The sequence below is a fragment of the Oceanicola sp. 502str15 genome (assembly GCF_024105635.1).
Classification (GTDB): Bacteria; Pseudomonadota; Alphaproteobacteria; order Rhodobacterales; family Rhodobacteraceae; genus Vannielia.
On the sequence record NZ_WYDQ01000001.1, the window covers coordinates 3,091,900 to 3,113,575 of the forward strand.

General features: G+C 68.3%; 20 protein-coding genes. 4 read left to right on the forward strand and 16 right to left on the reverse strand.

Going from position 1 to position 21,676, the window contains the following annotated elements:
- On the reverse strand, positions 1 to 1,200 hold the full coding sequence (locus GTH22_RS15250) for a sugar transporter (RefSeq protein ID WP_252946372.1): 1,200 nt from the start codon (positions 1,198 to 1,200) through the stop codon (positions 1 to 3).
- Positions 1,201 to 1,272: 72 nt separating this feature from the next.
- Here GTH22_RS15250 and GTH22_RS15255 point away from each other — a divergent pair, with 72 nt between their 5' ends.
- Positions 1,273 to 2,094, forward strand: coding sequence for an ABC transporter permease (locus GTH22_RS15255; RefSeq protein WP_252946373.1), 822 nt, complete (start codon positions 1,273 to 1,275; stop codon positions 2,092 to 2,094).
- A 16-nt stretch (positions 2,095 to 2,110) separates the two neighbouring features.
- Here GTH22_RS15255 and GTH22_RS15260 read toward each other — a convergent pair whose 3' ends face one another.
- Positions 2,111 to 4,297, reverse strand: coding sequence for a M10 family metallopeptidase C-terminal domain-containing protein (locus tag GTH22_RS15260; RefSeq protein WP_252946374.1), 2,187 nt, complete (start codon positions 4,295 to 4,297; stop codon positions 2,111 to 2,113).
- 212 nt (positions 4,298 to 4,509) lie between these two features.
- Between GTH22_RS15260 and GTH22_RS15265 the strand changes: the two genes are divergently transcribed.
- Positions 4,510 to 6,846, forward strand: coding sequence for a glycosyltransferase (locus tag GTH22_RS15265; RefSeq protein WP_252946375.1), 2,337 nt, complete (start codon positions 4,510 to 4,512; stop codon positions 6,844 to 6,846).
- A complete protein-coding gene (locus GTH22_RS15270) occupies positions 6,843 to 7,694 on the forward strand; it encodes a hypothetical protein (RefSeq protein WP_252946376.1) in 852 nt (283 codons plus the stop codon). Before GTH22_RS15265 ends, GTH22_RS15270 begins: the two co-directional genes overlap by 4 nt.
- A gap of 16 nt (positions 7,695 to 7,710) precedes the next feature.
- Here the strand turns inward: GTH22_RS15270 and GTH22_RS15275 are convergent, their stop codons facing one another.
- The 8 genes from GTH22_RS15275 to GTH22_RS15310 all read right to left on the reverse strand — a co-directional run bounded on the left by GTH22_RS15275 (position 7,711) and on the right by GTH22_RS15310 (position 15,412).
- Entirely contained in the window at positions 7,711 to 8,673 is a 963-nt protein-coding gene (locus GTH22_RS15275; protein ID WP_252946377.1) for a glycosyltransferase, read from the reverse strand.
- A gap of 217 nt (positions 8,674 to 8,890) precedes the next feature.
- Positions 8,891 to 9,763, reverse strand: a complete 873-nt coding sequence (gene rfbA / locus GTH22_RS15280; RefSeq protein WP_252946378.1) for a glucose-1-phosphate thymidylyltransferase RfbA — start codon at positions 9,761 to 9,763, stop codon at positions 8,891 to 8,893.
- A 10-nt stretch (positions 9,764 to 9,773) separates the two neighbouring features.
- Positions 9,774 to 10,814 (reverse strand): dTDP-glucose 4,6-dehydratase, encoded by a 1,041-nt coding sequence (gene rfbB / locus GTH22_RS15285; protein WP_252946379.1) that lies wholly within the window; start codon positions 10,812 to 10,814, stop codon positions 9,774 to 9,776.
- Positions 10,811 to 11,380: a dTDP-4-dehydrorhamnose 3,5-epimerase gene (rfbC, locus tag GTH22_RS15290; RefSeq protein ID WP_252946380.1), complete on the reverse strand. Its 570-nt coding sequence runs from the start codon at positions 11,378 to 11,380 to the stop codon at positions 10,811 to 10,813. The genes rfbB and rfbC overlap by 4 nt, the downstream gene beginning before the upstream one ends.
- Positions 11,377 to 12,303, reverse strand: coding sequence for a dTDP-4-dehydrorhamnose reductase (gene rfbD, locus GTH22_RS15295; RefSeq protein WP_252946381.1), 927 nt, complete (start codon positions 12,301 to 12,303; stop codon positions 11,377 to 11,379). The genes rfbC and rfbD overlap by 4 nt, the downstream gene beginning before the upstream one ends.
- A gap of 19 nt (positions 12,304 to 12,322) precedes the next feature.
- Positions 12,323 to 13,240, reverse strand: a complete 918-nt coding sequence (locus GTH22_RS15300; protein ID WP_252946382.1) for an NAD(P)-dependent oxidoreductase — start codon at positions 13,238 to 13,240, stop codon at positions 12,323 to 12,325.
- 144 nt (positions 13,241 to 13,384) lie between these two features.
- Positions 13,385 to 14,038, reverse strand: coding sequence for a sugar transferase (locus GTH22_RS15305; protein ID WP_252946383.1), 654 nt, complete (start codon positions 14,036 to 14,038; stop codon positions 13,385 to 13,387).
- Between the two features lie 21 nt (positions 14,039 to 14,059).
- Positions 14,060 to 15,412 (reverse strand): UDP-glucose/GDP-mannose dehydrogenase family protein, encoded by a 1,353-nt coding sequence (locus GTH22_RS15310; RefSeq protein WP_252946384.1) that lies wholly within the window; start codon positions 15,410 to 15,412, stop codon positions 14,060 to 14,062.
- 172 nt (positions 15,413 to 15,584) lie between these two features.
- On the opposite strand from GTH22_RS15310, the gene GTH22_RS15315 reads away from it, so the two are divergent.
- Positions 15,585 to 16,217, forward strand: coding sequence for a CAP domain-containing protein (locus tag GTH22_RS15315; RefSeq protein ID WP_252946385.1), 633 nt, complete (start codon positions 15,585 to 15,587; stop codon positions 16,215 to 16,217).
- A gap of 85 nt (positions 16,218 to 16,302) precedes the next feature.
- Here the strand turns inward: GTH22_RS15315 and GTH22_RS15320 are convergent, their stop codons facing one another.
- The 6 genes from GTH22_RS15320 to GTH22_RS15345 form a co-directional block, all read right to left on the reverse strand.
- Positions 16,303 to 17,307, reverse strand: coding sequence for an NAD-dependent epimerase/dehydratase family protein (locus tag GTH22_RS15320; protein WP_252946386.1), 1,005 nt, complete (start codon positions 17,305 to 17,307; stop codon positions 16,303 to 16,305).
- Positions 17,304 to 18,776: a glycosyltransferase family 39 protein gene (locus GTH22_RS15325; RefSeq protein ID WP_252946387.1), complete on the reverse strand. Its 1,473-nt coding sequence runs from the start codon at positions 18,774 to 18,776 to the stop codon at positions 17,304 to 17,306. The genes GTH22_RS15320 and GTH22_RS15325 overlap by 4 nt, the downstream gene beginning before the upstream one ends.
- Positions 18,754 to 19,059, reverse strand: coding sequence for a lipid-A-disaccharide synthase N-terminal domain-containing protein (locus GTH22_RS15330; RefSeq protein ID WP_252946388.1), 306 nt, complete (start codon positions 19,057 to 19,059; stop codon positions 18,754 to 18,756). Before GTH22_RS15330 ends, GTH22_RS15325 begins: the two co-directional genes overlap by 23 nt.
- Positions 19,052 to 19,786 (reverse strand): glycosyltransferase family 2 protein, encoded by a 735-nt coding sequence (locus tag GTH22_RS15335; RefSeq protein ID WP_252946389.1) that lies wholly within the window; start codon positions 19,784 to 19,786, stop codon positions 19,052 to 19,054. The genes GTH22_RS15330 and GTH22_RS15335 overlap by 8 nt, the downstream gene beginning before the upstream one ends.
- A gap of 4 nt (positions 19,787 to 19,790) precedes the next feature.
- Positions 19,791 to 20,843: a LacI family DNA-binding transcriptional regulator gene (locus GTH22_RS15340; protein WP_252946390.1), complete on the reverse strand. Its 1,053-nt coding sequence runs from the start codon at positions 20,841 to 20,843 to the stop codon at positions 19,791 to 19,793.
- A gap of 103 nt (positions 20,844 to 20,946) precedes the next feature.
- Positions 20,947 to 21,675: a proteasome-type protease gene (locus tag GTH22_RS15345; protein ID WP_252946391.1), complete on the reverse strand. Its 729-nt coding sequence runs from the start codon at positions 21,673 to 21,675 to the stop codon at positions 20,947 to 20,949.
- Position 21,676: the final 1 nt, after the last annotated feature.

Here is a 21,676-nt window from a genome sequence, read left to right on the forward strand (position 1 = left end):
TCATCGCCTGTCGCGCAGCGAGTAGTAGACCATCGTCAGCACGGTCCAGGCGGTGGCAAGCGCGCCGAGCAGCGTCAGCAGCAGGATCCAGCGCTGCGGAAACAGCGGCGTTTCGGCGGCGGTCGGCTCGATATAGGTGGCAAGGTAGCGCGATTGCCGCTGCGCCTCGGCCACCGCCGCATCATAGGCGGCGAGGGTGGCAACATAGGCCTCCTCGGCAAACTTCTGGTCCACCGCCAGCGCCTCGTACTGGCCGATGAGCCGCGAGTAGGCCTCTTGCTCCTCGCTCGCGTCGCCATCCTGCGAGAACCGGGCGCGCTCTTCGCTGATCCGCTGGCGGATCACCAGAACCCGCCGCTCCGACTGCACGATCCGCGGGTCGTCGGCCCGGCTGTTCTGGCGCAGCAGGTCCAGCTCGATGAGCGCATTGGCCAGCTCGGCCTGTAGCGTGTTCAGCAGCCCCATCCGTCCCCGGATATCGGCCTCCGGGTCCACGATCTGGTGCTTGGTGCGAAACTCCGTCAGCGCCGTGCGCGCCGCCTTCAGCCGTTGCAGCGCCCGGTCCCGCTCGGCGCGGGCATAGCGCGTGGCGTCCTCGCGGGCCACGGCGGAGAGGGCATTGATCGTGCGGTCGCTCTCGGCGCGGATGGCGCGGGCAATGGCCAGCGCATCCTCCGGGGCAAAGGCCCTGACCCGGATCTCGATCAGGTGGCTGGAGCGGTCGAAATACACCTGCACCATCCGCGTCCAGTAGTCCGAGACCGCCTCGATGCGGGTGTCCTCGCCCAGCGAGAAAACCGGGTCGTCCGGCCGGGTGTAGGCGGCCACGAGGTCGACCTGCTGCATCACCGCGCGCACCATGTTGGGGCTCTGGATGTATTCGAACAGGATATCGGTGTCATTGGTCGAGGAGCCGCCGGTGAGGTCAGTGATGCCGCCAAGGATCTCCACCGCGCTGCCGGTGTCTTCCTTGCGCACCGAAAAGCCGAGCCGGCTGGCGTATTGGTCTTCCGCAACGGTGAACAGATACCACCCGGCAAGGGCCATCGGGGCCACGACCATGGCGAGCAGAGACAACAGCAGGCCCCAGTGCCGACGCCGGGCGCGGGCGGGGCGGGCGCTTGGCGTGGCGGCCACCCGGGCCACCCGCGCGGCGGCACCCTTCTGCGGTGCCACCTGTCGCAAAACCTGCCCCTGCATCTGCGCTGTCCTTCATTTTCCATCGACGCCATCAAGGGTTTGAGAACCCTTTGGCTCTAAGTTGGCTAAAGGATGACAGATGATATTTCGTTAACGCCGGGCCAGTTGCCCCCCGCCTCCCGCCCCGCCCGGTTTCGCACCGGGCGGGCGGTGGCCGCGCTGTTCATCCGCGAGATGTCCACCACCTACGGGCGCAACGCCATGGGCTATGCCTGGGCCGTGCTCGAGCCTGTGGCCGGCATCGCCCTGCTGTCGCTGGTGTTTTCCCTGGCCTTCCGGGCGCCCTCGCTCGGCACCAACTTCGCCTTGTTCTACGCCTCCGGCCTGCTGCCCTTCATGGCCTATCTCGACATCAGCCAGAAGGTCGCGCTCTCGCTGCGCTTCTCGCGCCAGCTGCTGCACTATCCCGGCGTCACCTTCGTCGATGCGCTCGCCGCCCGATTCCTGCTCAACACCATCACCCAGGCGCTGGTGCTGATGATCCTGCTCACCGGCATCATCATCGCCTTCGACCTGCGGGTGATTCTCGACATTCCGCATCTCGCCCTAGGCTTCGGCCTCGCGGTCTGGCTCGCGCTGGGGGTGGGCACGCTCAACGCCTATTTGCTCTCCAGCTTCCCCACATGGGAGCGGAGCTGGGCCATTCTCAACCGCCCGCTGTTCATCCTGTCCTGTGTGCTCTTCGTGTTCGATGACGTGCCCCAGCCCTATCAGGACTGGCTCTGGTTCAACCCGCTGATCCACTGCGTCGGTCTGGTGCGGGCCGGGATCTATGCCACCTACGATGCCAGCTATGCCTCGGTCGGCTACGTGCTGGCCGTCGGCGGGGTGCCCATGGCGCTGGGGCTGCTGTTTCTGCGGCGCCATCACCGCAACATCATCGACCGGGGGTAGGGCGGGCGCGGCACCGTCAGACGAACTCGAGATCGCTCACCAGCAGCGAGGCGGCGGAGACATTCTCGAGCACCACGGTCATTCCGGCCCAGCTGATCTCGGCATCGGCGCCATTCTGGCCGATGCTCAGGCTGGCAAACTGGTCCAGCGCCGTCAGCCCGGGCACACCGCCGAGGTGCAGCACGTCGCCCTCGGCAGAGCTGAAATCCGTCACCCTGTCACGGTCGCCCGGGTCGAACTCGGTGAACACGAAGGTATCCGCCCCCATGCCGCCGGTCAGCACGTCGCTGCCCGACCGGCCCGCAAGCCAGTCGTCATCGCCACCGCCCTTCAGCACATCGTTGCCCGCGCCGCCGTCGAGCGCGTCATTCCCGGTGCCGCCATACAGCGCATCATGACCGCCGCCGCCCCAGAGCGCGTCCTCCCCGGCATTGCCCGCCAGCCAGTCCTGCCCGGAGCCGCCCCTGATAACATCGTTGCCGTTGCGCCCCGAGGCATAGTCATTGCCGGTCTGCCCCCAGAGCGCATCATGCCCGACCCCGCCGTTCATCTGGTCGTTGCCACCGCCACCATAGAGAAAGTCCCGGTCCGAGCCGCCCGCCAGCACGTCGCCACCCTCGCCGCCGTGCAGCACATCCCGGCCCGCGCCGCCCAGCAGCGTGTCGGAGCCGGCGTCGCCCTCCATCACGTCGTCGCCCGCGCGCCCTTCCAGCAGGTCGTCCCCGCCCCGGCCCACGAGCCTGTCATCCCCGCCCATGCCCCACAGCGCGTTCCCGGCTTCGTTGCCCGCAATCTCGTCGTCGCCAGCCCCGCCCAGCGCGTTCTCGATCACCGTGCCCTCCGCGATCACCACGAGGTTGCCGGCATGGCGCTCGTCAGTGCCGCCCAGCGTGCTCAGGGCGCCCTCCGCAAGGTCGACGATATTGCCGGCGATGGAGGTCGACAGGTCGAAGGTGTCGATCCCGCCGGTGTCGAGCACCGTCATCGCGATGGCACCGCCACCAAACAGCGCCGAAGACACCTCGGCACCGTTCCACACCGCCCCCATCACAGTGCCGGTCAGCCCGCCCACGGTGGTGTTGGCCAGCCATGTGGTATCGCCGCCCTCCACCTCCGCCGGCGTGCCGTAAAGCGCCCAGACGGCGGCGATATCCGCGATCATCGGGGTGATGACGCTGGCATAGGAGGCCAGCCCGGCCTCGGACATGTCGAAGTAGGACATGACGGTCGCCAGCGTGCTGTCATTGACGAAGTGGTTGTCGACCCCGTGGGTGGCGCTGCCGTTGTAATTGCCCGAATGCATGAGCCCCAGCGCATGGCCGATCTCGTGCATGTAGGTCAGGAACGAGTAGCTGTCGACCGTGGTGCCATAGGACGAGAGCCACCCGGTCCCCACGTTCACATTGGCCCAGTTGATGACCCCCGTGCTCGGCATGTAGGAGCCCGGCCCGGCAAAGGCGCCGGGTTGGGAATCGTCAAAATCAATGTCGGATGCGCCTATATCTGCGGTTTCCTCAAAGGTGATCCCGGTCACCACCGACCACTGCTCCAGCGCCAGCAGCGCCAGCTCCCGGCCCTCCGCGGTGAGCTCTTCAAGGTAGACCCGGATCGTGTCGCCGGTGTTCTCGTCATGCCCGATCGCCGTCGGAATGCCCCAGCCGAACTCGGTGATCTGGCTTACGATGTCTTCGGTCCGGAACATGTCGGTCGCGGTGCGCAGGATGTAGTCGCCACTGTCCCCAAAGCCCGCCACGCCAGACACGCCGCTGACCCCGATGAAGTAGCTGCCCGTCGCCTCCACCGTGTATTCGATCAGCGAAAAATAGGTGTCGTCATAGGCATAGCCATTGTCGGTAAAATAGGCGTCATCGTTGTAGGCAAGCTGGCTGCCCGATGAATCATACAGCGCCAGCCCGGTGTTCTCGATCCCGGCGAGCGAGCCGTTGGTGCCGAACACCGTCAGCACCAGGTTGTCGCCCTCGGTCAGCTCGATCTGCACCCAATCCACATCGGAGCCAGAGCCGATCTCTCCGGCAAAACTGTCGCCCAGCGTGACCGAATAGGCCGTGCCCGTTCCGGCGGCGGCGTCGGCGGCCTCCTGATGGTCGGCATCGGGCAGATCGTTGACCAGATGCCGGGTCAGCGGTGCGCCCTGCAGCACGCCGTAGACGGGAGAAATCGCAAGCTGGGGAGAAAGCTCCAAGCAGTAATGACACATTTTAAACCATTCCCATTCATTGTGTGCCCGAGCGCAGTGCCGACGCACTGCATTGGCGGCCCCACCACGCCGGGGCCCGACGACGACCATAGGGCGCAGGAATGACCAAAACGTGCAGTTCAGGGCAGAATGTCCTCAAATCCACCACGCTCCCCGCGGCGTCGGGGCAGGCCGATTCGGCGCAGGCGCCGCCCAGGGTGGCGGTTGTTATGGCGGTGTTCCGCCCCGACCCGGCGCAGCTCGAGGCGCAGGTTGCCAGCCTTGCACGGCAAAGCCTGCGGCCCACCCTGCTGCTCTGCGTCATAGCCGACCTCGAGTCGGGGCCGCTGGTGGAGCAGGTGGCGGCAGGGCACGGGCTGCCCTGTGAGCTTGTGGTGCCCGAACAGGGGCTCGATGCGCCCCGCGCCTTTGCCGCCGGTCTGGCCGCCGTGGTGCCGCTGATCGCGCCCGGCAGCCTCATCGCGCTGGCCGATCAGGATGACATCTGGCACCCCACCCGCATTGCCCGCGGGGCCGCGCTTCTGGCCGATCCGGCGGTGAGCCTCGTGCATTCCAACGCCCGTGTGGTGGATGCAGAGGGCAAGGTGCTGCACCCCTCGCTCTTTGCCCTCGAACGGCGGCGCAAGGCTCCGGGGCTGCGCGGCTTGCTCTACCGAAACACCGTCACCGGCATGACCATGTTGTTCCGCCGCGAACTGGCGCAGATCTCGCTGCCCTTCCCGGGGCAGGCCGGGGTGCACTTCTATCACGACCTCTGGCTCGGCCTTCTGGCCGAGGCCACCGGGCGGGTGGCGCGGATCGACGAGGCGCTGGTGGATTATCGCCAGCACGGGGGCAATGCCGTGGGCGCCGTCGACCGCGCCGGCGGGTGGCGCCTGCCGCGGATGTCACGCAAGGCGCTCCACCACTGGTTCCGCCGCAAGGCCACCAGCTACGCCCTCGCCCGCTACCTCGCCCGCTGCGTGCAGGCCCGCATGTCCGAGGCGGTGATCGGCACCCTGCTCCAGCCCGGCGCCTCCGATACCGAGCCGCTGCGGCCCTACCTCAGGCGGCGCGGGCTCGGCCTGCCCCACCTGGCCGACGCGCTGCGCCTCCTGCTCGTAGGCCATCCCGATCTTGCCCGGATCGCCGCAAGCCACTTCACCATCACCGCCGGGCGCCTCGCATGGTCGCTCCGCGAGGCCCTCGGCCCCGGCCTGCTCGCGGCGCTCGCCCGCTTCGATACCCGGCTGTTCTCGCTCTCCCCCGGCCTCGCCCCGCCCGCGCTCGATTCCGCCGGCAACGTCGTGCAGCAGGAGCTTGCCCTTGCTCCCGAGCCCCCCGCCAGCCAGCGTATCCGCCCCGCCGTCGAATACATCGACGCCCGCAAGCGCCCCTCCTGGACCCCGCGGCTCGACGCCGCCGAACCGGCGCTCGTGCTGCTGGTCCCTACCCTCAACCCCTCCGAGGCCTTCGCCGGAATCGCCACCGCGATCGACATCGGCATCGGCCTTGCCGCACGCGGGCACCGCGTCCGGATGATCGCCACCGACCTGCCCATGGCCAACCCCGCCGCCTCCCGCGAGTTCGTCGACAATCGCGCCGGCGCGGCGCAGGCCGGGGCGGCGGCGCGGATCTCCCTGCACTGCGGCATCACCGGCGACCATGCCGGCCCGGACGGCCCCGGCATCTCCCATCACCCCGGCGACGTGTTCCTCGCCACCGCCTGGTGGACGGCCCATGTGGCACAACGGCTGATCCGGGCGCAGCCCATGCACCACAGCCGGTTTCTCTACCTGATCCAGGATTTCGAGCCCAACTTCTATCCCTGGGGCACGGTCTATGCCGATGCCGCCGCCAGCTACGCGATGGATTACACCCCGATCTTCAACACCACCCTCCTGCGTGATCACTTCGCCGCCCTCGGGCTCTGCTCTCCCCAGGCCCTCGCCTTCCGCCCCTCCATCGAGGTGTCGCGCTACTCCGCCGGGGCGCGCGCGCCGCGCAGCGGCCCGCGCCGGCTGGCGCTCTACGGGCGGCCCGAGGTCGAGCGCAACATGTTCCCCATGGCCGTGGAGGCGCTGGAGCGGTTCCTTCAGGCCGAGGGGCTGGGTCGCAAGGAGATCGAGCTGGTCTCGGTCGGGCTCCAGCACGAGCCGGTCGAGTTTTCCACCGGGGCGCGGCTGACTAGCCGGGGCAAGCTCCCGTGGGAGGCCTATCCGGCCTTCCTCCTCGGCGTCGATCTGGGCCTGTCCCTGATGTATTCGCCCCACCCCAGCCACCCGCCGATCGAAATGGCGGCCTCCGGGGTGCGGGTCGTCACCAACAGCTTTGGCGGCAAGGATCTGGGGCGCCTGTCGCCCGCCATCCTCTCTGCCGCCCCCACCCCTGAGGCCCTGGCCGAGGCGCTCGCGCGCGCATGGTCGGCCGGCCCGGTTCCCCAGCCGATGCGCGAGATCGACCTCTCGGTGCTCGGCCTTTCCATGGACGCGCTGCTCGAACGGCTCTCCGCCGAGCTGCGCCCGCTCTTGGCAACGGAGGCCAGCGCAGCATGACCCGCTCGATCCTTTTGCATATCGGAATGCACAAATGCGGCTCGACCTACCTGCAACAGGTGCTCCTGCGCAATCAGGCGGCGTTGGCAGATGCGGGCATCGCCTATCCCCACGACGGCACCGGCCACCCCGGCAACGCCGCGGGCATCGAAACCGCGCGGGCAGAGCGTCTCGCCGCGCTCTTCGGCCCCCACGACCGGCTCGCCCTCTCCTTCGAAGACCTGATCTCGCTCGGCAGCAAGGCCCGTCCTTTTGCCAGGGCGGTGGCGGAACTGGGGGCCGAGGTGCAGATCGTCGCCTTCGTCCGGCCGTTCAGCGAGTATATCTTCGGTGACTACTCGCAGATGATGAAACAGCACTTCCGCACCTATATCGCGGCCGGTGCGGGCTATGGCGGCAAGAGTTTCCAGCAGTTCGTGGTCTCCCGCTCCCGCCAGATGAACCCGCGCGGCTGGATGCGGGCCTGGCGCGAGGTGCTGCCCGGCGCCGGGTTCACCCTCGCAAGCCATCGCGCCATCCGCGCCACGGTCGAGCCCATGCTCGGGCCGGTGCCGCTCGATTGGGAGGTGCCGCGCCATCTCACCAACCCCTCGCTACGCACCGAAGACTGCGACCGCATCGCCGCCATGATCGCCGCGGGCGATGTGCCGGGCCGCCGGATCGTCGAGGCGGTGAAGGCCGCACTGCATCTGCCCAGCCAGCCCGACAGCGGCCGTACCGAAGATCGCGTGGCCTGGATCGAGGCGGTGTTCGAGCATCACAACGCCGCCCTGCTGGAAGAATTCGGCTACGACAACCGCCTGCCCCAACCCGCCGCCGCGCCCGAGGCGGCCAAGGGCGCCGCCTGATCCGCGCAGCGCGGGCTCAGAACCGCCCGAGCACGACCGAAAGCCACATCAGCGAGCTGGCAAACTGCGTCTGCCGGTGAATACCCAGCTCGCGCAGCATCTTCATCCGCACCGCCAGCGGCTGGCGGCGGGCCGAGCCGAGGCGGCGCAGCAGTCGCCGGTTCTCCGGGGTGAAATGGGGCGCACAGGCCGCCATCGCCTTCAGGTTGGTTTCCATCCAGCGGCGATAGGTGCCGTCGAGCACCATGTTCAGCCGTCGCGCACGCGCCCTCATGCCGTCATTCGCGCCGATCAGGTTGGCACCGTGCTGGCGATAGAGCAGGCCCGGCGCGTCATCATGCAGCACGATGCCGCCCGCGCCGGTGATGAGCTGGTAGAGCCACCAGTCATGCACCGGCACCTCCCCCACGTGCCGCGCCGCCGACTGGGCAAGCCGGGTGGCCGCGGGGTTGAGCACGATCGTATTGCCGCCCGCGATGTTCTGGACCACCGCATTGGCAAAGCTCGGCGGCTTCGGGCGGGCGGGCGAGATCCGGCGGTTTTCGAGCGCCTGATCGGTGACAAGGCTACGGCTGTGATACATCGCCGGCCGGTTCCAGCTCACCGTCTCGAGCTCGGCAATCGCGCGCGCCAGCTTGTGCGGCAGCCAGACGTCGTCCTGATCCGAAAACGCCCAATAGGCCCCCGGCGCGACCTGCCGCATCAGGTGCAGAAAATTCGCCGCCGAGCCCTGCCCCGGCCCGGTGATCCGGCGGATCCGGTCGCGCGCGGGGTGGCGGTCGAGAATCTCCGCGCAGCCGTCGTCGGCGCCGTCGATGCTGGCGACAAGGCGCCAGTTTGGGTGCTGCTGGCCGGCGAGACTGTCGAGCTGGTCCTGCAGATGGGGTGCTCCGCGATGCACCGCCATCAGCACGGTGACAGGCGGCGACGGGTGAGAGGCCGCATAGCCCAGCGCGCCGTTCTGAGAATCCGGTGTCACCTGCAACATGGTCTGCCCCGCTTGCGATCGGCATCATGCCTCCGAGCCCAAGGCGGCCCCGAGGGCGAGAGAACGCCCCTCCGTCACCGCATCGAACCAGCCCCGATGGCGCTCCACCCGCTTCTGCCAGAAAGCCATGAAATCCCGGTTAATTCTGCTGACCGCCGAAGTCACGGCCAAGGCAGGCAGGCGCCGCGCGGCCCGCCTTCCGCCCGGGTCAGGGCAGCAGTGCGCTCAGGTAGGTGCCGTAGTCGTTCTTGGCGAACATCTCTGCCCGGCAGATCAGGGTTTCCCGGGTGATCCAGCCCTTGCTGAAGGCGATCTCCTCCAGCGAGCCGGTCTGCAGCCCCTGCCGCACCTCCAGCGTGCGCACGAAATTTCCCGCGTCGAGCAGGCTGCCGTGGGTGCCGGTGTCGAGCCAGGCATAGCCGCGTCCCATCAGCTCCACGTCGAGGTCGCCATCCGCAAGGTAGCTTTCCAGCAGCGAGGTGATCTCCAGCTCGCCCCGGGCCGAGGGCTGCACCCGCCGGGCGCGTTCGGGGGCGGTGCCGTCGACAAAGTACAGCCCGGTCACGGCGTAGTTGGAGGGCGGCTGCGCGGGTTTCTCGATGATCGCCCGAACCTTGCCCGCCGCGTCGAAATCCACCACCCCGTAGCGCTCCGGGTCCGCCACCCGGTAGCCGAAGACAGTGCCGCCGGAGGGCTTGCTGTCGGCGCTGGCGAGCATGGTGGGCAGGGCGTGGCCGAAAAAGATGTTGTCGCCCAGCACCAGCGCCGAGGCGGCCCCGGCCAGAAAATCCTCGGCCAGGATGAAGGCCTGCGCCAATCCGTCCGGCGAGGGCTGGGCGATGTAGGTGAAGGTCAGGCCCCACTGGCTGCCGTCGCCCAGCAGCCGCCGGAACTGCCCGGCGTCCTCCGGCGTGGTGATCACCGCAATCTCGCGGATGCCCGACAGCATCAGCACCGAGATCGGGTAGTAGATCATCGGCTTGTCGTAGATCGGCAGGAGCTGCTTGGAGACGCCGATGGTGATCGGATAGAGCCGCGAGCCGGTGCCCCCGGCCAGAATGATGCCCTTGCGTTCCGTCATCGGTGCCTCCTCAGGCGGATAAACCCAGCCGCTGGCCCAGGCCGGCGCGGTCGCGCAGCGCCTGCCACCAGGGTTCATTGTCGAGAAACCAGGCCACGGTGCGCCGCAGCCCTTCTTCCAGTGTCACGCTCGGGCGCCAGCCCAGCTCGGTGGCGATGCGGCTCGGGTCGATCGCATAGCGCAGGTCGTGGCCGGGCCGGTCGGCGACGAAGGTGATGAGCTCTTCGCGCGGGCTCGGTGCCGGGCGGGCCTCGTCGAGCAGGGCGCAGATCATCCGCACGAGGTCGATGTTGCAGGCCTCGTTTTCGCCGCCAATGTTGTAGCTCCGGCCCGGCGCGCCGCGCCGGATCACCGCCAGCAGGGCGTCGGCGTGATCTTCGACGTAGAGCCAGTCGCGCACGTTCTCGCCGCGCCCGTAAACCGGGATCGGCCGGCCCTCCAGCGCATTCAGGATCACCACCGGCACCAGCTTTTCGGGGAAGTGGAAAGGCCCGTAATTGTTGGAACAATTGGTCATCACCACGGGCAGGCCGTAGGTTTCGTGCCAGGCGCGCACGAGGTGGTCGGAGCTGGCCTTGGAGGCGCTGTAGGGGCTGCGCGGGTCGTAAGGCGTGGCCTCGGTGAACTGGCCTTCCGCGCCGAGCGAGCCGAAGACCTCATCGGTGCTGACGTGATGAAACCGGAAGCCCTCGGGCTGCCCCTCGGCCTGCCAGTAGGCGCGGGCGGCTTCGAGCAGGTGGAAGGTGCCGAGCACATTGGTCTCGATGAAGCTGGCGGGCCCGTCGATGGAGCGGTCGACGTGGCTTTCGGCGGCGAGGTGCATGATCGCATCCGGCCGGTGCCGGGCGAGCGCCGCGTCGAGCGCGGCGCGGTCGCGGATGTCGGCCTTCACGAAGCTGTAGCACGGGTCATCTGCCACGCTGGCGAGGTTGGCGAGGCAGGCCGCATAGGTCAGCGCATCGAGGTTCACCACCTCGTGCCCATCGGCAATGGCCCGTCGCACCACCGCCGAGCCGATGAACCCCGCGCCGCCCGTCACCAGCAGCTTCATGCTCCGCCCTCCCATGCAAAGGGGCTTTCGAACCCGACGAGCGGCGGGGCGGCGGCGTCCTTGTCCGAGAGCACGGGCGCGGCACCGCCGAGGCCCCAGTCGATGCCGATATCCGGGTCGTTCCAGGCCAGCGCGCCCTCGGTTTCGGGGGCGTAGGTGTCGGAGCATTTGTAGATGATCTCGGTGTCGGGCACCCGGGTCACGAAGCCATGGGCAAAGCCGGCGGGCAAAAACAGCTGCACGCCGTTCTCCTCGGTCAGCTCCACGCCGAACCACTTGCCATAGGTCGGGCTGCCCCGGCGGATATCGACCGCCACGTCGAACAGGGCACCGCGGCCGCAGCGCACCAGCTTGTCCTGCGCCCGGGGCGGGGCCTGAAAGTGCAGCCCCCGCAGGGTTGGCGCGCTGCGGGAGAGCGAATGGTTGTCCTGCACGAAAACCGTGTCGATCCCGGCCTCAGCCAGCTTAGGCCGCGAGTAGGTTTCGGCAAAGAAGCCGCGATGGTCGCCAAAGCGGCGCGGGGTGATGACGACGACGCCGGGCAGGGGGATGTTTTCGATCTTCATGGCGTGGCGCGCTCCCTCGTTCCGGCGCGCTCCGGCATGCCGCCTGGCGCGGTTTTCCCAAGCTTGACGGCACCCAACTTCCCGAGCACGCGGGAGAGGGCCGGGCGCCAGTTAGGGCGGGCCAGCCCGAAGCGGGCCTGCGTTTCGGTACAGTCGAGCCGCGAGTTCAGCGGGCGTTGCGCCGGGGTCGGGTAGCTGCTGCCGGGGATGCGCTCGACCTCGCAGGGCAAACCGGCCCGCGCAAAGATCTCCTCGGCGAAACCGGCCCAGCTCACGTCGGGGCTGCCGGAAAAGTGGTAGGTGCCCGTCTTCGCGGGGTCGCCCCGAAGGGCCGCAGCGATGGCCACGCAGGCCGCTGCAATATCCGCCGCCGCCGTCGGGCCGCCGTGCTGGTCATCGACAACCGACAACCGCGCGCGCTCTGCCCCGAGGCGCAGCATGGTCTTCACGAAGTTGGTGCCATGGGCCGAAAACACCCAGGAGGTGCGCAGGATGGCATGGGCCCCGCCCGCCGCGCGAACCGCCTCCTCGCCGGCCAGCTTGCTGCGGCCATAGGCACCGAGCGGAGCCACTGCGGCGCCCGGCGCGCGCGCCGCCATGCCGCTGCCGTCGAACACGTAGTCAGAGGAAATGTGCACCAGCGGCAGCCCCCGGGCCGCGCAGGCCTCGGCAATCTCTCCCGGCGCCGCGCCGTTGACCCGAAGCGCCAGCGCCTCTTCCTCCTCGGCCCGGTCCACGGCGGTGTAGGCGGCGGCGTTGATCACGGCATCTGCGTCGCATCGGGCGACCACCTCCGCCGCCTCACCGCTGCGGGCAAGGTCGGCGCGGCTGCGGGGCACCGTCTCGATCCTGCGGTCATCGCGCACCAGCGCTGCCAGCTCTCTTGCGACCTGTCCGGTTTCTCCGAACACCAGAAGTTTCATCCGTGCAAACCCTCCGCCCTCATCCCACCAGCTCCGATTGATACCACGCGAGGGTGCGGGCAATGCCGTCCTGCAAGCTGTGCTGTGGCACAAAGCCCAGCTCGGCGCGGGCGTGGGCGATATTGGCAAGGTTGTTGCGGATCTCGCCGGCAAGCGCCGGGCCGTGCACCACCTCGGGCATCCGCCCCGGGGCGAGCGTGCGAAAGATCTCCGCCACCTCCATCACCGAGGTCCGCACCCCGGTGCCAAGCTGAAACAGCCCTTCGGCACGGGCCTCGATCGCTGCAGCAATCGCGCGCGAAACATCGTCGACATAGATGTAATCGCGGGTCTGCCGCCCGTCGCCGTTGATCCGCAGGCAGCTGCCTTCCAGCACCTGGCGGCAAAACTGCGGAATCACCCCGCCCTGTCGCCGTGAATGCGGGCCGTAGACGTTGGAAAACCGCAGCGACACCGCGGCAAGCCCCCAGGCGCTGGCATAGGCCCGCAGCATCGCCTCGGCGCAGAGCTTCGAGGCTCCGTAGGGCGAGGCCGGGTTGGGCCTTGCGCTCTCGTCCATCGGCCCGGCGTCCTGCGAGACGGCGCCGGTGGAGGCAAACACAAAGTGGGTGTCGGGCGCGTGGCGACGCAGGTAGTCGATCAGGCGCAGGGACTGGGCGGCATTGGTCTCGAAGGTGCCGATCGGGTCGATCATGCTCTCGCGCACCGAGGCCTGGGCCGCAAGGTGCACCACCGCATCGCCACTGGCCGCCAGCGCCAGCCCCTCGTCGGAGGCAAAGCACCCGCTGTGGAAGTGGTCGAACACCGCCCGCTCGGCCGCCGGCCCGTCGCGGTAGCGGTCGATCCCCACCAGCGTGGCCGGATGGCCCGAGCGGCGCAGGAAATGCGCCAGGTTCTGCCCGATGAACCCGAGGGCGCCGGTAATCACCAATCTCATCTCTGGCTCCGATCCGGCATCATGCTCTCCATCGCGGCGCTTGCGGGCAGTCGACCTCGAGCACCCGCACGGCGCGTCTGACAGGCACCCTACAACCCGAGTCTCTACAGAGGATTAACCACAATGCGGTTTGTCAGCCGACTTTCAGATCCGCGCCGCCTTTGCCCGCAGACGGTTCAGCCGCGCGCCGGGCAGCGGCATCAGCTTTCCGGCGGTCAGGTAGAGAATGTAGAGGTCGAGCCCGAGGCTCTGGCGGCGGGTATAGAGCCTGTCGAGACGCGCCTTCCGCGGCACGCAGCGCCGGGTATAGACCTCCTCGGTCTCCGCCGCCGTCCGGCAGGCCTTCAGCAGCATTTCCTCGTGGCTGTGATGCAGGATCGTCGCCAGCCCGGTGATCCCGGGGCGGCTCTTCAGCACCTCCGCATAGACCGCCGGAAACTGCTCGACGTATTGCCGCATCGGCGGGCGCGGGCCGACAAAGCTCATGTCGCCGCGCAGCACGTTGAACAGCTGCGGCAGCTCGTCGAGGCGCAACCGGCGCAGCCGATGCCCGAGCGGCGTGATCCGCCCCGCCTTGTCACCGCCCGAAACGCCGGTTTCCCTGCGGGCCGCGCCCGTCGCCATGGTGCGGAACTTGTAGAGATCGAAGGGCAGGCCCGGAGCCTTCATCCGCTCCGAGGTGTAAAGCGCCGGCCGACCGTCGCGCAGCGCCACGACGCACCACAGCACGCCCATCAGCGGCAGGCCCGGAATCAGCAGCAGGGTGGCCAGCGTCAGATCGAAGATCCGCTTGACCACCACCGCCCGCGCGCCGCCGCGTCAGCCGGCCGCCGCGACGGCTGGCGTGCCGGAAAGCCCGAGCGCATCAGGACGGCCCACGCAGATGTAGCTGTCAAACCCGGCAGCCCCGGCATCCTCGGCCGAGTAGATGTTGCGCAGGTCGGCCATCTTCGCGCTGCGCATGTCCTTGGCCACCCGCTCGAGATCGAGGGCGCGGAACTCGTTCCACTCGGTCAGGAGCACCAGCGCATCGGCACCATCGGCGGCAACGTAGGGGTCATCCTCCCAGATCACCCCGGGCAGCAGCGCCTCGCCCTCGCGCCGGCCCTGCGGATCGACCACCCGCACCTCGGCCCCGCCGCCCACCAGCGCCGGCACGATGGTGAGGCTCGGGGCCTCGCGCATGTCGTCGGTGTTGGGCTTGAATGTCACGCCGAGCACGGCGATCTTCTTGCCGTTGAAGGAGCCGTCGCAGAGGTCGCGCAGCTTCTCGATCATCCGCCGCTTCATCTCCTCGTTCACGGCAATGACCGTCTCGGTGATCTGGAGCGGCACGGCAATGTCCTGCCCGATCCGGGCCAGCGCCTTGGTGTCCTTCGGAAAGCAGGAGCCGCCATAGCCGGGGCCCGCATGCAGAAACTTGTTGCCGATCCGGCCATCCAGGCCCATCCCCCGGCTCACCGCCTTGATGTCGGCCCCGACGCGCTCGCAGAGCATGGCGATCTCGTTGATGAAGGTGATCTTGGTGGCTAGAAAGGCGTTGGCGGCGTATTTGATCGTCTCGGCGCTCTCGAGGTCGGTGTAGACAATCGGGAAATCGCGCAGGAACAGCGGGCGGTAGATGTCGCCCATCACCGCCTTGGCCTGCGGCGTCTCCACGCCCACAACCACGCGGTCGGGGCGCATGAAATCGTCGATCGCGGCGCCCTCGCGGAGAAACTCGGGGTTGGAGGCCACATCAAAGCTGCCTTCCTCGCAGGTCTTGGCGATGATCTCATAGACCTTGCGGTTGGTGCCCACGGGCACCGTCGACTTGGTGACAACCACGGTGAAGCCGTCGAGCGACTGGGCAATCTCCTCGGCGGCGGCAAAGACATAGCTCAGGTCGGCATGGCCATCGCCCCGGCGTGTCGGGGTGCCCACTGCGATGAACACCGCATCGGCGCCCGCCACGGCGGGGGCCAGCTCCTCGGTGAAGCTCAGGCGACCGGCGGCCACGTTCTTGGCCATCAGCACGTCGAGACCAGGCTCGTAGATCGGCACTTCGCCCGCGTTCAGCTTGGCCACCTTCTCGGGGTTCTTGTCGACGCAGACAACCTCATGCCCGAAATCCGAGAAGCATACGCCAGAGACAAGGCCCACATAGCCCGTACCGATCATCGCGATTTTCATGGTCCGCCCATCCTTCAGTCTAGCGGTTGTGCCCGCCCCCTGAATGGCGGGAGCGGCGGGCAAAAGCAACCTGTGCAACGGTGTTTCCCCAATCGCGCCTTATTCTGGCCAGATCGGGGGGTTTGTTTCGACAGTTGAGCTGATGGTGGGGGCCGGACGCTTGAGGTAACTGATGCAGAAGGCAATTCGCCTGGCTCTCGGAGCCATGATGACGGTGGCGAGCCTGTCAACCGCAGCCAACGCCTGCACCCGCGCCGCGGTGCCGGGGGCCGAGGCAACGATCAATCCCGCGCGGCTGGACCAGCCCCTGCTGGACGCCGCCATCGCCTCCGAAGTGAACCACCAGCGCTGCCGCAACGGGCTGTCCGCCCTCTCCGGTGCACCGGCCCTGCGCGCCCCCGCGCTGGATCACGCCCGCTGGATGGCCGCCTCCGGCACCCTCAGCCACCACTCCACCCGCCCGGGCCGGGCCACCGTGAAGGCGCGGATCCTGTCGTCGGGCCTGCGTATCCGCCGCGGCTCCGAAAACATCGCCCGCGTGGCGCTCTACAAGGTCGAGGGCCGCACCGGCTACAGGATCGTCGACGCCGCCGCCTGCGCCTTCGCCACCCCCGCGGGCCAGCCCATCGGGCGGCACAGCTATGCCTCGGTCGCGCGCTACACCGTGGGCCTCTGGATGAACTCGCCCGACCACCGGGTCAACATCCTCGGCCGCAAGTACAAGATCGCCGCCTCCGCCGTCGCGCTGGACCCGAAGGGCCGTGCCTGCGGGTCGCTCTTCATCGCACAGAATTTCGCCGGCTAGGCACGCCCCGCCGCCCGAGCCAACTGCCCCGCGCCCGCCCGATCACCCCGGCGGGCGCTGTGCTGTGGGGCTCTCCGGCAAGGGCCTAGGTGTAGTGCCGGTCATACCACGCCACGAAGGCCCCCACGCCCTCTTCCAGCGAGGTCTGGGGCAGCTCGCCCACAAGCGCCGTCAGCAGGGCGGTATCGGCCCATGTGGCCGGCACATCGCCCGGCTGCATCTCCATCATGTTCTTCTCGGCCCGCGCGCCAAGAGCGGCCTCGATCGCCTCGATGAAGGTGCCCAGCTCCACCGGCGCGGCATTGCCGATGTTCACCACCCGCCACGGCGCGACGGGCGACAGGCTGTCGGCCTCGCCCACCGGGGCACCGCGCTCGGGCGGCACATCCACCAGCCTGCGGATGCCCTCGACCAGATCGTCGATATAGGTGAAATCCCGGCGCATCCGGCCGTGGTTGTACACGTCGATCGGCTCCCCCGCCCGGATCGCCTTCACGAACTTGAACAGCGCCATGTCCGGCCGGCCCCAGGGGCCATAGACGGTGAAGAACCGGAACATGGTGACAGGCAGGTCGTAGAGATGGGCATAGCTGTGCGCCATCGCCTCGTTCGCGGCCTTTGTGGCGGCATAGAAGCTCATCTGATGCGCCACCCGGTCGGTCTCGGCATAGGGCATCTTCTCGTTGGCACCGTAAACGCTCGAGGTCGAGGCCATCAGCATATGGGCGGGCGGATGGGCGCGGGCGGCCTCCAGCAGGCGGAAGGTGCCGATCAGGTTGGCCTCCACGTAGCTCTCGGGCGCGTCGATCGAGTAGCGCACGCCCGCCTGCGCCGCGAGGTGGATCACCACATCCGGCGCGTGCTCTTCCAGCAGCGCCTCCAGCCGCCCCGGCTCCTCCAGCCGCGCCTCCACGGCGCTGAAGCCCTCGCTCTGCATCAGCCGCTGGTGGCGGCGCTGCTTGAGGCTCACGTCGTAGTAATCGGTCATCGCATCCAGCCCGATCACCCTGAAGCCGTCATCCAGCAGGCGGCGGGCGACATGCGAGCCGATGAACCCGGCCGAGCCGGTCACGAGAGCGGTGCGCGTCATGGTCTGGCTCCTTCTTTCCAACAATCGCCCGGCACCCGCCAGACAGTCTGCGGCCTGCGCCGAAACGCGCCTTCGCCGGGGGCGATCGGCGCCAGTGCCACCGCCCCCTCGCAGGCCGGCGGCGCAGCGCTTCGGCTGACATAGAGCACATCGCCGGGGCTGCCGGCAAAGGCATGGCTCTGCACGTAGTGGTTCGGCGGGCGGCCCCGCTCGGGCCGGGCATAGGCCTCCAGCCCCATGATCTTGCCCGCCACGCTCCGGCCCCGGATGCGGTAGAACAGGTCGGCCAGCACATCGCGGTCATCGGCCACCACGACCGTCACGCCCTCGGCCTCGGCCCGCGCCGCGATGGTCGCGCTCATCGCGATCCGCCCAAGGTAGCGCTCCATCAGCAGCGGCCCGTCGCCCAGTCGCAGCACGGGCGCAAAGACCGTGGCCAGCACCAGCACCACGGCAAACCCCGCGCCCAGCGCAAGGCTCGCCCCCATCGCCCAGCGGCCCCAGCCCCGCACCGTGATGACGGCGGCAATGGTGCCCGCGAGGTAGGCCGCCGCCGCCCAGTTGGCATAGGCCTTCGACAGCAGCGCCTGCCCGCAGACCAGCAGGAGGATCGGCAGGGCAAACCACAGCAGCATCGCGCTGCGCCTCTTCACCGCCGACCACAGCAGGCCCACCAGCAGCACCGGCCCGAACACCACGAACTGGCTGCCCGCGAACTCCCCCAGCGCCGCCCAGTTCAACCTGGCCCTTGCGCCGGGGTCGCGCACCCAGTCGGCGTTGTCCATCGTGTGCTCAAGGGTCGAAAGCCCGTTCTGGATGTTCCAGATGATGTTTGGCGAAATCACCACCAGCAGCGCCCCCAGCGCCAGCCCCGCATCGCTCCAGCGCACCCTCGCGCCCGGCACGAACACCGCCGCCAGTCCCGCGCAAAGCACGTAGTAGAGCCCGGCGTATTTGCTCATCACCGCCAACCCCACCAGCGCGCCGGCCAGCAGCGCCGCCCCCCGGCTCTGCTCGCGGATCACCCGCACCCAGGCCCAGAGCGCGCCTGCAAGGAAGGGGAACATCACCGTGTCGGTGCTGATCAGAAAGCTGCCCACCGCCACCAGCGGCAAGGTGATATAGCTCGCCGCCACGAGGATCGCCGTGCGCCTGTCGGCCAGCTCGTTGGCCAGCCCGGCCAGCAGCAGCGCCGTCACGCCATGCAGCAGCACCGCAGGCGCCCGGAGCCAGAAGGCGCTGTCGCTCCCCGCCAGCTCGGTCACGGCGCGCAGCAGCCAGCCGATCATCGGCGGCTTTGAATAGTAGCCAAAGGCCAGCTCCTGCCCCCAGAGCCAGTATTGCGCCTCGTCCACAAACACCTCGGCCCGCGCCAGCGGCAGCAGCGCAAGGCGAAAGATCACCAGCGCCGCCACCACCGCAAAGGCAGTGCCGAACCAGGGGCGCTCAGGCTTCGCGCTTGCTGACATGAATCAGGTAGAGATTGCGCAGGTAGATACCGAGCCCCATCGCCTGCCCCAGCACGAACACCGGGTCTTTCCGATAGAGCGCATAGGCCAGCAGGATCACCCCGCCGCCGATCGAGAAGTACCAGAAGGCCAGCGGCACCACCGAGGCCCGCGCCCGCTCGCTGGCGATCCACTGCACCAGAAACCGGGCGGTGAACATCAACTGCCCGCCCAGCCCGATGATGACCCACCAGAATTCGACCCAGGTCTCGACATGGAGCACCGCAAAGAGCCACTCAAACATCGGGCGTCACCTCGGTCGGCGCCTCGGTCTTCCGCCGCCGGATCAGCCAGGCCACGCCGATCAGGTCGTAAATCCCCACGAGGGCGCGGCCAAGGTTGTTGTACTTGCTCTTGCCCGCCGCGCGTTCGGCATGGGTCACATCCACATGCGCCACCTCCCAGCCGTCCCGCCGCATCAGCGCGGGCAGGTAGCGGTGCATGTGGTTGAAGAAAGGCAAACCAAGAAAGGCATCCCGCCGAAAGCCCTTGAGCCCGCAGCCGGTGTCGCGCGTGCCGTCCTTCAGGATGCGGGCGCGCAGCCCATTGGCTGCCTTGCTCGCCCAGCGCTTGCTGGCGGTGTCCTGCCGGTCCACCCGCTGCCCGGCCACAAGGCCGAGCCTGCCCGTGGTGTCGGCCATCAGCGGGCCATAGAGGTTCGGCAGCTCCTCGGGCGGGTTCTGCCCGTCGCCGTCCAGGGTCACACAGATCGGGGCGCGGGCGGCCTTCACGCCCGAATGCACGGCGGCGCTCTGCCCGGCAGGCCTCGGGTGCTGCAACACCCGCACGCGCCCATCGGCCCGCGCCAGCTTGAGCAGTTCCTCGCCGGTGCCATCGGTTGAGCCGTCATTCACGGCCACAACCTCGAAGGCAACATCCCCACAGGCCGCCACGATCCGCCCGATCAGCGGCGCGACGTTCTCCGCCTCGTTCATCATAGGGATCACCACCGAAACCTGCGGCGCGCTCATGTCCTCAGCCCCGCTTCAGCGTGTCGCCCAGCGCCAGCACCGGCTCGAGCTCCGTCACCGTGCCGCCGCCCTCACCCGCCAGATCGCCGCTCGCCGTGCGCTCGGCAATGATCTTGGCGGCCGCCTCACCGATCTCGCGGCGGCAGGCGTCCATTGTGGCCAGCTTCTGCGGGAAGGCGGCCAGCATCTCCAGCGCGTTGAACCCGGCAAGCCCCAGCTCGTTGGGAATGTCGATGCCCGAGGTCAGGCAATGCAGCATCCCGCCCGCACCGATCATGTCATTGGAATAATAGATGAAATCCAGCTCCGGGCTGCGCTTGAGCATGGTCGCCGTCATCTCCCGGCCCTTGGCAAGGCCCGAGCCGCCCGCATAAAACTCGCGGTCCCGCACCTCCAGCCCGGCACGGGCGAGGGCGGTGGTGAACCCCTCGAAGCGCTTCCGCGCCCGGTGGTCCAGCGGCATCTTGGTGCCCGCAAACCCGATGTTCCGATAGCCCGCGCCCGCGATCGCCTCGGCCATCATCCGCCCCGCGCGGCGGTGGGAAATTCCCACCATGGAATCGATCGGCTCGCCGTCCACATCCATGATCTCAACCACCGGGCAGCCCGCATTCGCCAGCATCGCGCGGGCCGCATCGGTGTGCTCCAGCCCGGCCACGATCACGCCGCTGGGCCGCCATGAGAGCATCTCGTACAGCACCTTCTCGGCGCGCTCGGGCTTGTAATGGGTCACGCCCACGACGGGCTGCAAATCGGTGTCATCCAGCACCGCGCCAATGCCCGTCAGCACCTCGGGGAAGACCATGTTGGAGAGCGACGGAATGACCACCGCCACAAGGTTCACCCGGCTGCTCGCCAACGCGCCGGCGATCTTGTTGGGCACGTATCCCAGCCGCTTGGCGGCCGCCAGCACCCGCTCCCGCGTGGCCTGGCTCACATCGCCCCGGTTGCGCAACACCCGGCTCACCGTCATTTCGCTGACGCCGCTGGCCTCCGAAACGTCCCTCAGGGTCAGCGGGCGGCGCGGCGGGATGGGCTTGGGGGCGTCCTGGTTCAACGGAGCGGGCCTTTCAACGGGTCTTTCTCCCCTGCTTACCGCCTTATTCCCGCCACTCCAAGCAGTTGCGGCAGGCTGTAGGGTGGGTGAAACCCACCAGCCGTCAGATCTCGATATCCGGCAGGCTGTCGAGCGCGGCGGTCAGGGCCTCGCCCCAGCCGTTGCTGATGCGCTGGAAATCCGGGTCGCTCGCTTCGATCCGCTTCTGCATACCCTGCACCAGGCTGCCCTCCTCGTAGAACTGGAGGTCCAGCGGCAGGCCGACGGTCAGGTTGGCCTTCACGGTGGAATCGAAACTCACCATCAACAGCTTCACCGCCTCGGCAAAGGACATTTCCGGGCGGTAGGCCCGCACCAGGATCGGGCGGCCATACTTGGTTTCGCCAATCTGGAAGAACGGCGTGTCGTCGCCCGCCTCGATGAAGTTGCCTTCCGGGTAGATCAGGAACAGCCGTGGCGCGGAATCGGCAATCTGCCCGCCCAGAATGAGCGTGGCCCCGAAGGCGCTCGCCTGCTGCCCGGCCTGCTCATGCTCGGCAATCACGTCCTTCAGGACCTTCGCCACCATCCGCGCAACCTGAAACATGCTGGGCGCTTCCAACAGCGAGGGGCTGCGCTCGCCCGGCGCCTTGGTGCGCTCCTCGAGGATCGAAACCACCGCCTGCGTCGTGGCAAGGTTGCCCGCGCTCATCAGCGTGATCACCCGGTCGCCCGGCTGCTCCCACGAGTGCATCTTCTTGAAAACACTGATGTTATCGACACCCGCGTTGGTGCGCGTGTCCGACATGAACACGAGGCCGCGATCGAGCTTCATTCCGACGCAATAGGTCATT